The sequence below is a fragment of the Streptomyces echinoruber genome (genome assembly GCF_014651135.1).
Lineage (GTDB): Bacteria > Actinomycetota > Actinomycetes > Streptomycetales > Streptomycetaceae > Streptomyces > Streptomyces echinoruber.
In genome coordinates, this window is the sequence record NZ_BMWH01000001.1 from 236,637 (window position 1) to 248,336 (window position 11,700).

Annotated in this window: 10 protein-coding genes and 2 pseudogenes; 9 read left to right on the plus strand and 3 right to left on the minus strand. The window is 75.5% G+C overall.

Annotation, left to right across the window (positions count from 1 at the left end; translation table 11 throughout):
* Positions 1-359: 359 nt before the first annotated feature.
* Complete coding sequence (locus IE225_RS00925; protein ID WP_190055311.1) at positions 360-899, plus strand: hypothetical protein; 540 nt, start codon at positions 360-362, stop codon at positions 897-899.
* A gap of 144 nt (positions 900-1,043) precedes the next feature.
* Here IE225_RS00925 and IE225_RS32795 read toward each other — a convergent pair.
* Both IE225_RS32795 and IE225_RS00930 read right to left on the minus strand, forming a co-directional pair.
* Positions 1,044-1,121, minus strand: a pseudogene (locus IE225_RS32795) (CDP-alcohol phosphatidyltransferase family protein); the annotation flags it as partial.
* Between the two features lie 223 nt (positions 1,122-1,344).
* Positions 1,345-2,166 carry a CDP-alcohol phosphatidyltransferase family protein gene (locus tag IE225_RS00930; RefSeq protein WP_190055312.1) on the minus strand — a complete coding sequence of 274 codons (822 nt, stop codon included), beginning with the start codon at positions 2,164-2,166 and terminating at the stop codon, positions 1,345-1,347.
* Positions 2,167-2,270: 104 nt separating this feature from the next.
* Between IE225_RS00930 and IE225_RS00935 the strand changes: the two genes are divergently transcribed.
* The 5 genes and pseudogenes from IE225_RS00935 to IE225_RS33940 form a co-directional block, all read left to right on the plus strand.
* On the plus strand, positions 2,271-3,254 hold the full coding sequence (locus IE225_RS00935) for a zinc-dependent alcohol dehydrogenase (protein ID WP_190055313.1): 984 nt from the start codon (positions 2,271-2,273) through the stop codon (positions 3,252-3,254).
* Positions 3,255-3,618: 364 nt separating this feature from the next.
* The gene (locus IE225_RS00940; RefSeq protein WP_190055314.1) at positions 3,619-4,017 is read left to right on the plus strand and encodes a 6-pyruvoyl trahydropterin synthase family protein; all 399 of its coding nucleotides are present in this window, start codon (positions 3,619-3,621) and stop codon (positions 4,015-4,017) included.
* A 5-nt stretch (positions 4,018-4,022) separates the two neighbouring features.
* Complete coding sequence (locus tag IE225_RS00945; protein WP_190055672.1) at positions 4,023-5,195, plus strand: glycosyltransferase family 4 protein; 1,173 nt, start codon at positions 4,023-4,025, stop codon at positions 5,193-5,195.
* Entirely contained in the window at positions 5,192-6,172 is a 981-nt protein-coding gene (locus tag IE225_RS00950) for an SAM-dependent methyltransferase (RefSeq protein WP_190055315.1), read from the plus strand. Before IE225_RS00945 ends, IE225_RS00950 begins: the two co-directional genes overlap by 4 nt.
* A pseudogene (locus tag IE225_RS33940) lies at positions 6,169-7,281 on the plus strand (lysylphosphatidylglycerol synthase transmembrane domain-containing protein); the annotation flags it as partial. The gene IE225_RS00950 and the pseudogene IE225_RS33940, both read left to right, overlap by 4 nt.
* A 398-nt stretch (positions 7,282-7,679) precedes the next feature.
* Here the strand turns inward: IE225_RS33940 and IE225_RS00960 are convergent.
* On the minus strand, positions 7,680-8,450 hold the full coding sequence (locus IE225_RS00960; protein WP_373303120.1) for a creatininase family protein: 771 nt from the start codon (positions 8,448-8,450) through the stop codon (positions 7,680-7,682).
* Positions 8,451-8,498: 48 nt separating this feature from the next.
* On the opposite strand from IE225_RS00960, the gene ribA reads away from it, so the two are divergent.
* From ribA to IE225_RS00975, 3 genes are all read left to right on the plus strand, one after another.
* Positions 8,499-9,167: a GTP cyclohydrolase II gene (gene ribA / locus IE225_RS00965; protein WP_190055316.1), complete on the plus strand. Its 669-nt coding sequence runs from the start codon at positions 8,499-8,501 to the stop codon at positions 9,165-9,167.
* A 264-nt stretch (positions 9,168-9,431) separates the two neighbouring features.
* Entirely contained in the window at positions 9,432-10,550 is a 1,119-nt protein-coding gene (locus tag IE225_RS00970) for a saccharopine dehydrogenase (RefSeq protein WP_190055317.1), read from the plus strand.
* Complete coding sequence (locus tag IE225_RS00975) at positions 10,543-11,697, plus strand: saccharopine dehydrogenase C-terminal domain-containing protein (protein ID WP_190055318.1); 1,155 nt, start codon at positions 10,543-10,545, stop codon at positions 11,695-11,697. Before IE225_RS00970 ends, IE225_RS00975 begins: the two co-directional genes overlap by 8 nt.
* Positions 11,698-11,700 lie beyond the last annotated feature (3 nt).

Below are 11,700 nucleotides of genomic sequence, written 5' to 3' on the forward strand. Positions count from 1 at the left end.
CCGCCCGCGCCCGCGTACCTCGCGTACGCGGCGCCGCCATTCCGGGTGCGTGCGCAGGCGGGCGGGGCGGGCGTGGACCTGTACGGCGCGGGCGGGACGCTGTCACACGATGGGGTGAGCTTCGGCCGCGTGGGCACGGGCCGCGGGGGCCGCTCGTTCGACGCGGTGACGGGATCCCTCCGAGGGCGGGCTCACGTCACGGACCCACGGGAAGAGCCGGCGAGTCCGTCTGTGTCGAGGCGTCGGGACATCAAGGCATCAAGGCTCGAGGCGTCAAGACATCGAGGCCTCGACACAACGGCACATCGACGCGGGACGGGGCCGGGGAGCGAGGTTCGGGACAGCGAAAGGGGTGCGTGATGGGACTGTACTTCCACCGCAATGACGACGGCACGACGACAGGGCGGAACGAGGACACGGGGTTCACCGTGACCCTCGCCGACGAGGAGGAGGTCAAGCGGCGCCTGTACGAGGACGCCGGGTGGGAGTACACGCCTCCGCCGCCGCCCGTCCCGCCCGGCTTTCACCGGTTCTCGCTGGTGCACGAGGATTTCACGGACGGCGGGTTCGCGGACGAGCGGTACGCCGCGCTGCGGGCGCGTCCGCCCGCCGGCTGCCGGCCGGTCGACTGGGGCTGCTTCGCCCTGGAGTGCGAACGCCCGGGAAGAACGCTGCTGGACGCGGTCACGGGGACGGTCGCGGAGATCCGCCGCGAGCACGGCCTGGTGATGAACGGCATGGGCATCGAGAAACCCGACGAGTGGCTCGGCGACGACAAGAACGGGCACGGAGCCGAGATCGTCGGACACCTGCTGCTGGCCGCCGTGCATCGCGCCACCGTGCTCGGTTACGGGCGCAGGGACCTCGTCCGCCTTCTCGACGCCACGGGCATGCAGTAGGCGAGGCATGGCGGAGTCCTGGCGAGGCGGACGCGGCGCCGCGCGTACCTGGCCCCCAGCCGACCTGCTCCCGCATCGGCACCAGGTTCCGCGACTCGCGCTCCACCTCCGCTTCACCGCTTCACCGGCGGCCGCTTCGATCGGGGTGACGCGGTTGGCGGGGCCGAAGGTGCGCAGCCGGGATCGGTACAGGGTCCGGGAGAGCACCGCCCACAAGGCGGGGCCGCAGGCGGCTGACGTCGGCCGAAGGGGGGAGAGAGGATGGGGGCGTTTCCAGCGGCGTGGTCGCGCAGCTCCGAGCTGTCGCCGTGTCGGCCACGGTCGCCTTTGCCGTTGTACGCACGTGCTCCCCGTGAGCGCAGCGTGTGGTGCGCCCGCGTACGCGCGTACGGCAAGAGGTCCGGGCCGCGCACGGCCCGGACCCCGCCGCCCGTCGTTCGGACCGTCAGCCCACCGGCTGCCGCTCCGAGACCGAAACCGGCACCGGCACCAGGTCCTGCAACTCCCGCTCCAGCGACGCCTCGTCGGTGGCCGCTCCGGTCGCCGTCCCGGCCGCCCGAGCCGTCCGCCACAGCCACAGTACGTCCCGTCCGAAGGACCACACCAGCAGGCCCAGGGCCAGCAGTACCACGCCCAGGTTCCCCACTCGCGGCAGCAGGTCCGCGCCTGCCAGCAGCAGGCAGACGCCCTGCAGCGCGGCGACCGTCTTGCGGGCGGTGCTCGGCGGCAGCGGGGCGTTCAGCCAGGGCCACACGCGGGCGGCGGCGACGAAGGCGTAGCGCATGGCGCCGATCAGCAGCACCCACGGGCCCAGGTCCATGGCGACGTACACGCTGAGCACCAGGATCAGGAACGCGTCGACCTCCATGTCGAAGCGGGCGCCGAGCGCGGTGGAGGTGCCGGTGCGGCGGGCGACCTTGCCGTCCACACCGTCCAGCAGCAGCGCCACGGCCGTCAGGCCGACGAGCAGCGTCACCGGCGGGGCGCTCTCGAAGGAGTCGGCGACCAGCGCGGTCACCCCGCCGACGAGGATGGCGCGACCGAGGGTGACGCGGTTGGCGGGGCCAAAGGTGCGCAGCCGGGATCGGTGCAGGGCCCGGGAGAGCACCGCCCACAGGGCGAACGCGAAGACCAGCCCCGTGAGCCAGCCCGCCGGCCCCATGCCGATCGCCGTGCCGAGCAAGGCCAGCAGCAGGAGCTGTATGCCCGCGCCCACCGCGGTCTCCTGCTGGACGGGCCTCGCACCGTACGTGTTGTTCAGGGCCACCGCACCCTCCGGCCATGTGACAAGTCGATCAACGCCGCGTACTGTGCGCGGCCTGTGCACACCTCGGTACGCACGCGAGTTGCCGATCGTTCAGGAGGGCGCCGATGAAGCACACCGCACGTGCGTTCTGGCTCAGTGAGCCCGGTCGCGGGGAGATCAGGAAGACGGAGGTGCCGGACCCCGGCGAGGACGAGGTGCTGGTGCGCACGCTGTACTCCGGTGTCAGCCGCGGCACCGAGACCCTCGTCTTCCGCGGCGGGGTGCCCGAGAGCCAGCACGCGGCGATGCGGGCGCCGTTCCAGGAGGGCGACTTCCCGGGGCCGGTGAAGTACGGCTACCTCAACGTGGGCGTGGTGGAGCGGGGACCGGACCGGCTCGTGGGCCGCACCGTCTTCTGCCTCTACCCGCACCAGACCCGCTACGTCGTTCCCGCGGACGCCGTGACCTTGGTGCCGGACGCCGTGCCGGCCGGGCGGGCGGTGCTCGCCGGGACCGTGGAGACCGCCGTCAACGCCCTGTGGGACGCGCGGCCCCTGATCGGCGACCGGATCGCGGTGGTCGGCGGCGGCATGGTGGGCTGCTCGGTGGCCGCGCTGCTGGCCCGCTTCCCCGGCGTCCGCGTCCAGCTCGTCGACGCCGACCCGGCGCGGGCGCACATCGCCGAGGCGCTCGGGGTCGGCTTCGCGCTGCCCGAGGAGGCGCGCGGCGACTGCGACCTGGTCGTGCACGCCAGCGCCACCGAGCGGGGACTGGCCCGCTGCCTGGAACTGCTCACCGCCGAGGGCACGGTGCTGGAGCTGAGCTGGTACGGCGACCGGCGTGTCGCGCTCCCGCTCGGCGAGGCCTTCCACTCGCGGCGGCTGGTCATCCGCTCCAGCCAGGTCGGCACCGTCTCCCCGGCCCGCGCCGCCACCCGCGGCTACGCCGACCGCATGGCCCTCGCCCTGGAGCTGCTCGCCGACCCGGCGCTGGACGCCCTGATCACCGGCGAGTCGGCCTTCGAGGAGCTGCCGGAGCTGCTGCCGCGGCTCGCCTCCGGGCAGCTCCCGGCGCTGTGCCACCGCGTGCGGTACGGCGACGGGGCCTGAGCGGCGGAGCCTGAGCGGTGGTGTCCGGGTGGCGATGTCCGGGGGTGGCGCCCAGCGGCTGTACCCGGGTGGCGGTGTCCGGGCGGCAGCAGCCGAGCAGGCAGTGGCCGAAAGGCGACGCCCGGACGGCGCCCGAGCGCCCGTACCCGAACGCGCCCGAGCACACGCGCCCGAACGCGCCCGAGCGAACGCACCCGGGCACCGGCACCGGGACGGCGTCCGGGCACGGCACCCGGCAAGAGCGCCTGACCTGAGAAAAGAGTGAGAGACGGCTGAACGCGGGGAAGCGGTCAGCCGTACTACACGGCATCCCCCGGCAGGGAATCGCGGGGGGCCAGACGCGCCGCACCTGGAGGGTCGTCCGTTGTTCAGTGTCACCGTCCGCGATCACATCATGATCGCCCACAGCTTCCGCGGCGAGGTCTTCGGACCCGCGCAGCGGCTGCACGGAGCCACGTTCCTCGTGGACGCCACGTTCCGGCGCGAGCAGCTGGACGAGGACAACATCGTCGTCGACATCGGCCTGGCCACCCGGGAGCTCGGTGCCGTCGTCGGAGAGCTGAACTACCGCAACCTCGACAACGAACCCGAGTTCGCCGGAGTCAACACCTCCACCGAGTTCCTGGCCAAGTGGATCGCCGACCGGCTCGCCGAGCGCGTCCACAAGGGCGCCCTCGGCGAGGGCGCCAAGGGCCTGGCGGGCATCACCGTCACCCTGCACGAGTCCCATGTCGCCTGGGCCAGCTACGAGCGTGGCCTGTGACCGACATGGCCCTCGACCACACCCCGCTGCGGTACGTGCCCGCCCAGGCCGCCGCCCCGCACCACCCCGAGATCATCCCCATGTCCCTGCGCACGCTGCACTTCGTCATGCCGGGCGGCGTCGACGACCCGTCCGCGCCCAGCGGCGGCAACGCCTACGACCGGCGTGTCAGCCTCGACCTGCCCGGCTTCGGCTGGCAGGTCGCCCAGCACGCCGTGCCGGGGAGCTGGCCCCGGCCGCGGGACGCCGACCGCGCCGAACTCGCCCGGGTGCTGCGGGACCTGCCCGACGGCACGCCCGTCCTGCTCGACGGGCTCGTCGCCTGCGGCGTCCCCGAGGTCGTCGTCCCGGAGGCCGGCCGGCTCGGCCTGGCCGTCCTCGTCCACCTCCCGCTCGGCGACGAGACCGGCCTCGACCCCGCCGTCGCCGCCGACCTCGACGCCCGCGAGCGGGCCGTGCTGCGGGCGGTGCCGGCGGTGATCGCCACCAGCGACTGGGCCGTACGGCGCCTCGTCGCCCACCACGGCCTGGCCCCCGGCAAGGTGCACGTCGCCGCCCCCGGCGCCGACATCGCCCCGCTCGCGCCCGGCACCGACGGCGTCTCCCGGCTGCTGTGCGTCGCCGCCGTCACCCCCCGCAAGGGCCAGCACCGGCTGGTGGAGGCCCTCGCCCAGGTCACCGAACTGCCCTGGAGCTGCTCGCTCGTCGGCAGCCTCACCCAGGACCCCGGGTACGTGGCCGACCTGCGGGCCCTGATCCGCCGGCACGGGCTCGAGGACCGCGTGGAGCTGACCGGCCCGCGCAGCGGCGCCGACCTCGACGCCAGCTACGCCGCCGCCGACCTGATGGTGCTCGCCTCGTACGCGGAGACGTACGGCATGGCGGTGACGGAGGCGCTCGCCCGCGGCATCCCGGTGCTCGCCACCGACGTCGGCGGCCTGCCGGAGGCGGTCGGCCGCGCCCCCGACGGCGGCGTGCCCGGCATCCTCGTCCCGCCGGAGGACCCGGCCGCCCTCGCCGCGGAACTGCGCGGCTGGTTCGGCGAACCCGACGTACGGCGCCGCCTGAAGGCCGCCGCGCGGGCCCGGCGCGCCGCACTCGGCGGGTGGGCGGCCACGGCCCGCAGCCTCGCCGGCGTCCTCGACCGGCTCCCGACCGACCCCCGGAGGGTGGCATGAACGAGACGACCACACCGGCGCAGACCGCGCTGATCCCGGCCCCGGACGGGACGCAGGACACGGCGCCCGTCGCCGGCGCGGGTCCCGCGCCCCGCCCCGGTGAGCGGCCCACCCTCCGGCTGCGCGAGGGCGCACCCGAGGAACCGCCCCGGTACGCGCCGGAGTGGCTGCGGCTGCGGGAGCCCGCGGACGCCGCGGCACGGGCGGTGGAACTGCTGGACCCGCTGCGCGTCCGGCTGGCCAACCTGCCCGGGCGGAGCGGCGGCCACGTCGTCCACGACATCGGCTGCGGCACCGGCTCCATGGGCCGCTGGCTCGCGCCCCTGCTGGACGGCGCCCAGCACTGGGTGCTGCACGACCGCGACCCCTACCTGCTGCACTTCGCCGCCGTGGGCGCCCCGCGCGCCGCCGCCGACGGCAGCCGCGTCACGGTGGAGACCCGGCGCGGCGACGTGGCCCGGCTCACCCCGGACGCCTTCGCGGGCGCCTCCCTGGTGACGGCCTCCGCGCTGCTGGACGTCCTCACCCGCGAGGAGGTCGCCACCCTCGCCGCCGCCTGCACCGGCGCCGGCTGCCCGGCGCTGCTCACCCTGTCGGTGGCCGGCCGGGTCGACCTCACCCCCGCCGACCCGCTGGACGCCGAGCTCACCGACGCGTTCAACGCCCACCAGCGCCGCGCCGACCTGCTCGGACCGGACGCGGTGACCGTCGCCGCCGAGGCCTTCGCCGACGGGGGCGCCACGGTCAAGGTCCATCCCAGCCCCTGGCGGCTCGGACCCGACGAGGCCGCCCTCACCGCCGAGTGGCTGCGCGGCTGGGTCGCCGCCGCCGTCGAACAGCGCCCCGAGCTGAAACCGCGCGCCGACCGCTATCTGACGGAACGTCTGGAAGCGTGCCGAGCGGGGGAGTTGCGGGTGACCGTGCACCACAGCGACCTGCTGGCGCTGACCCGGCCGACGGGGGGCGGTGCGGCATGAGCGTGGAGACGGTGCAGCCGGCGGAGACGGCGGGGACGGCAGGGACGGCGGAGGCCGACGCGGGGCGGGAGACGCACCCGGACGCGCACCCGGACGCGCACCCGGACGCCACGGGGCCCGAGACGGACGCGGAAGCCGCACGACCCGGGGCGGACGCGGCGGCCGTACGGCCCGTGGAGCAGGAACAGGAAGCCGTACGGTCCGACGTGCCCCCGGCGGTCGTACGGTCCGGCGCGGACCCGGTGGCCGTACGGTCCGGCGCGCGCCCGCGTCCGGGAGCGGCCGGGCGTCTCGCCGCCGTCCTGGCCGCCGTGCGCCCGCACCTCGGCAGCCTCGCCGGTGCCGCCATCCTGGGCGTGCTGCTGTGGCGGCTGGGCACCGGCGTGTTCCTGGACGGGCTGCGGCGCATCGACGCGCCGGGCGTGGCGGCGGCACTCGGCGTCGGCGCGGTCACCACCGTCTGCAGCGCGTGGCGGTGGCAGCTGGTGGCCCGGGGACTCGGCATCCGGCTGCCGCTCGGCCCGGCCGTCGCCGACTACTACCGGGCCCTGTTCCTCAACGCGGCCCTGCCCGGCGGGGTCCTCGGCGACGTGCACCGGGCCGTGCGGCACGGGCGCAGCGCCGGCGACCTGCGGCGCGGGGTCAAGGCGGTGGTCTTGGAGCGGGTCGCGGGCCAACTGGCCCTCGCCGCGGTCGGCGTGACGATTCTGCTGACGCTGCCCTCCCCGGTGCGCACGCAGGTGCGGCACCTGGCCCCGCTCGTCGGCCTCGCCGCGGTGGGCGCCCTCGCCGTCCTGCTCGCGCTGCGCATGAACCGGGCGCCCGCGCGCCGCGGCCGGGCGGTGCACCGCTTCCTCGGCGAGGCCCGGGAGGGCCTGTTCTCCCGCCGCAACGGTCCGGGCGTCGCCCTGTCGTCCGCCGTCGTCCTCGCCGGCCACCTGGCGGTGTTCGTCCTCGCCGCCCGGATCGCCGGCTGCGCCGCCCCCGTCACCGTCCTGCTGCCGCTCGCGGTGCTGGCCCTGGCCGCCATGGGGCTGCCGCTCAACATCGGCGGCTTCGGCCCCCGCGAGGGCGTCACCGCCTGGGCGTTCGCCGCGTCGGGCCTGGGCGCCGGCACGGGGCTGTCGACGGCCGTGGTCTACGGCGTGCTGAGCTTCGTGGCCAGTGTGCCGGGGGCGGTGGTGCTGGTGGCGCGGTGGTACGCGGGGCTGCGCGGCGGCGCGGCGGACGCGGAGCCGGAACCGGCCATGGATTCCGAACCGGCCACGGAATCCGAACCGGCCCTGCAGCCCGAGCCGGCCACGGAGTCCGAACCGGCCGTGGAGTCCGAACCGGTCATGGCGTCCGAGTCTGCCCCGGAGTCCGAACCGGCCGCGGCGGCCAGGGTGGTTGAGGCGGCCAGGGCGGCCGGGGCGGAACGCCGCACCCGGCGGCGCGGGGGAGACCACCCCGCCCGGCGGCGCGGAGAGGACCGCCCGGTCCGCCGGCGCGGGGGAGACCGGCCCGCCTACCGCTCCTCGTCCGACGTCAGCAGCGACCAGCACGCCCCGAAGGAGTCCGCGAGGCTCGCCAGCAGTTTCCTGCCCTTCTCCGGAGTGCCGAGGGAAGGGCGGCCGATGACTCCGGAGTCGGTGTAGGCGGACATCCCCAGGGAGAGCAGATGGCGCCGGTCGTCCGCGGTGAAGTCGGCGGACTCGTAACCAGGCCGCACCACTTCGGGATGGGCGTGCAGAAGAATGGAGGTCTCGATTTCCCCCGCGTGCATGTCGGTGAGCAGCGAGGATTCCACCCCCGCCCGCTCCAGGGCGGTCTCCCAGTCCTCCACGGCCGGGAACAGCGCCATGCGCTCGCCCCGCGCGGAGGCCTCCTGCACGACGTTGCCCAGCACGTAGTTGCCGCCGTGGCCGTTGACCACCACCAGGGCGTCGACGCCGGAGCGGCGCAGCGAGTCCGCGATGTCCCGTACCACCGCGTGAAGGGTCACGGAGGAGATGCTGACGGTTCCCGGCCAGGCCGCGTGCTCGTGCGAGCAGGAGATCGTCACCGGCGGCAGCAGGTGCACCGGGTACGCCGCGGCGATCTCCCGGGCGACGGCGCACGCCACGAGGGTGTCGGTGGCCAGCGGCAGGTACGGGCCGTGCTGCTCGAAACTGCCCACCGGCAGGACGGCGACCTGCCGTGACACGCCTGCTCCCCGCTCCCGTACCTCCTGCGTGGTGTCCGCGGGCACCAGCACCGGGGCCGCGTCCGCCGCCGGCCGCGCCTTCGCACCACTCATCGTCTTCCGGCCTTTCGTCACTGCTTAGGAATGTTCAGGAATCAGATCATGACAGAGAACATCGGCGTCCTCGGCAAGAAGTCCCCGCAGCGCACCGGCGTGGAGCGGGTCGTGAACGCGCCCCTGCCCACCGTGTACGGGAAGTTCCAGGCGGTCGGCTACCTCGACCACGACCGCGGCGACGAGCAGGTGGCGCTGGTCCACGGCGACCTCGACGCGAACGGCGGCGAGAACGTCCTGGTGCGACTGCACTCGGAGTGCCTGACCGGCGACGCCTTCGGCTCCCAGCACTGCGAGTGCGGCGACCAGTTGGACGCGGCGCTGCGCGCGGTCGTCGCCGAGGGCAGCGGCGTCGTCGTCTACCTCAGAGGGCACGAGGGCCGCGGCATCGGCCTGCTCGCCAAGCTGCGGGCGATGGCCCTGCAGGCGGAGGGCCTGGACACCGTCGAGGCCAACCTCGCCCTCGGCCTGCCCGTCGACGCCCGCGACTACGGTGCCGCCGCCGGCATCCTGCGCGACCTCGGGGTGCGCTCGGTGCGCCTGATGTCCAACAACCCGCGCAAGCGGGAGGCGCTCGTCCAGCACGGCATCGAGGTCAACGAGCAGGTGCCGCTGCTGATCCCGCCGTGCGAGAGCAACATCACCTACCTGCGCACCAAGCGGGAGCGGCTCGACCACCACCTGCCCCACCTGGACGCGGTCGCGCACCTGTCCTGAGCCTCGGCGGGCATCGGACGGGAGGCGGGGCAGGGAGCGTGTCCGGCGCCGCCCCCTTCCCGCGTCTCCCGTCCGCCGCTGAAGCCCGTCGGCCGCTGAAGCCCGTCGGGTCGCTGTTCCGTCCGCCGTTGTTCCGTCCGTCCCTGCGCCCCGTCCGCCCCTGAGCCCCGCCGGCCCGGGGCCCCATCGGCCCTGAGCCCCATCGGCCCCGAGTCCCGCCGCCCCCTCCGGGCGCGCCGCCGCCCCCGGGTTAGGCTGCGGCGTATGAGCTCCAACCTGCACCTGTGGCTGCGCCACGAGGCCCGCCCCACCGAGCGGCGGACGCCGATCGTGCCCGCGGACGCCCGCCGGCTCGTCGAACACGGCGTGACCCTGACCGTCGAGGAGTCCCCGCAGCGGATCTTCCCGATCGAGGAGTACGAGGCCGCCGGGTGCCGCACCGCGCCCGCGGGCTCCTGGACCTCCGCGCCGCGGGACGCCGTCGTCGTGGGCCTGAAGGAGCTGCCCGACGAGCCCGCCGCGCTGGAGCACCGGCACGTCTTCTTCGGCCACGCCTACAAGGGCCAGCCCGGCGCCGGGGCGCTGCTGCGCCGGTTCGCCGCCGGGGGCGGGACGCTGCTGGACCTGGAGTACCTGACCGACGAGCAGGGGCGGCGGCTGGCCGCGTTCGGCTTCTGGGCCGGCTACCTGGGCGCCGCCCTGGCCGTCCTGCAGCACCGCGGCCGGCTCACCGCGCCCCTGACGCCCACCACCCGCGAGGAGCTGGACGCGCGGCTGCGCCCGGCGGACGGGGAGGAGGAGGTCACCGCGCTGGTGATCGGCGCCCTGGGCCGCAGCGGCCGGGGCGCCCGCGCCGCGTTCGCCGCCGCCGGGATCGAGCCGACCTGCTGGGACCTGGCCGAGACCCGCGACCTGGACCGCCCGGCACTGCTCGCGCACCAGGTGATGGTCAACGCGGTCCTGGCCACCACCCCCGTCCCGCCGTTCCTGCGCGAGGAGGATCTCGACGACCCGGCGCGCCGGCTGCGCACCCTGTGCGACGTCACCTGCGACGTCGGCTCCCCGCTCAACGTGCTGCCGGTGTACGACCGTACGACCGACTGGGACGAGCCGGTGCGGCCGCTGCGCAAGGAACCGCCGCTGGACCTCATCGCCATCGACAACCTGCCCTCGCTGCTGCCCCGCGAGTCCAGCACCGACTTCTCCGCGGCGCTGCTGCCGCACCTGCTCACCCTCGACGCGGGCGACGGCGGCCCGTGGGACCGCTGCCTGGACCGGTTCCGCCGGGCCTGCCGCGAACTGGGCGTCGGGCGGGGCGCGCCGGGCGCCGCGGAAGCCGAAGAAGAAGGGACGTCGGTCGAGGAAGGAACGTCGCATGGCTGACCGGATTCCCGCGAGCGGCACCGTGCACTGGGTCGGTGCCGGCCTGTCCACCGGCAGCGGCTTGGCCGCCGTGTGCGATGCGGCCGAGCGGGTACGGCTGTGGCACCGCACCGAGCAGCGCGCAGCCGAGGCCCTGGACCGCCTGGGGCTGACCGGGCGGGCCGAGCCGCGCGCCCTCGCCCCGGACGCGCTCGCCGCCGACCTGGCGCCGGGGGACGTGGTGGTGTCGATGCTGCCCGCCGCCGAGCACGCCGGGCTGCTCGCCGCCTGCGTGCGCGCCCACGCCCACTTCGCCTGCTCCAGCTACGTGTCGGACGCGGTGCGCGACCAGGTGCCCGCGGCGCGCGCGGCCGGCCTGGTCGTGCTGACGGAGGCCGGTCTCGACCCGGGCGTCGACCACCTCTTCGCGCACGACCTCATCGCCCGCGCCGCGCGGGCGATCGGGGAGCGGGAACCGGCGACGTACCGCCTCACCTCGTACTGCGGCGGCATCCCCGCCGAGCCCACCCCGTTCCGCTACCGCTTCAGCTGGGCACCGTTCGGCGTCCTCAACGCCCTGCGCTCGCCCGCCCGTTACCTTCAGGACGGCCGGGAGACAGTGGCCGAGCGGCCGTGGGAGGCGACCCGGCCGCACGTCGTCGGCGGCGAGACCTTCGAGGTGTACCCCAACCGCGACAGCGTGCCCTTCGTCGAGCAGTACGCCCTGCCCGCCGCCTGGAGCCCGGACACCTTCGTGCGCGGCACCCTCCGCCCGGACGGCTGGCTGCGGGCCTGGCAGCCGGTCTTCGAGGAGCTGCGGCGCGGCGACGACGAGCGGATCGCCGCGCTCGCCCGGGAGCTGGCCGCCGCCCACCCGACCACGCCGGACGACCGGGACCGCGTGGTCCTCGTCGTCACCCTGGAGGTGCGGGCCGCCTCGGGCCGCACCTGGTCCGGCCGCTACTGCCTGGACCTGGTCGGCGACGCCGGCGAGAGCGCCATGGCCCGCTGCGTCTCCCGCCCGCTCGCCCTCGGCGTCCGCCACGTCCTCGACGGCTCCCTGCCGGCGGGGCTGAACCGGGCGGCCGAGACGGCTCAGCGGTCCGCGCAGTGGCTGGCCGAACTGGCCGACGAAGGGCTGCCGTTCACGCTGCGGGAGGAGAACTGACCC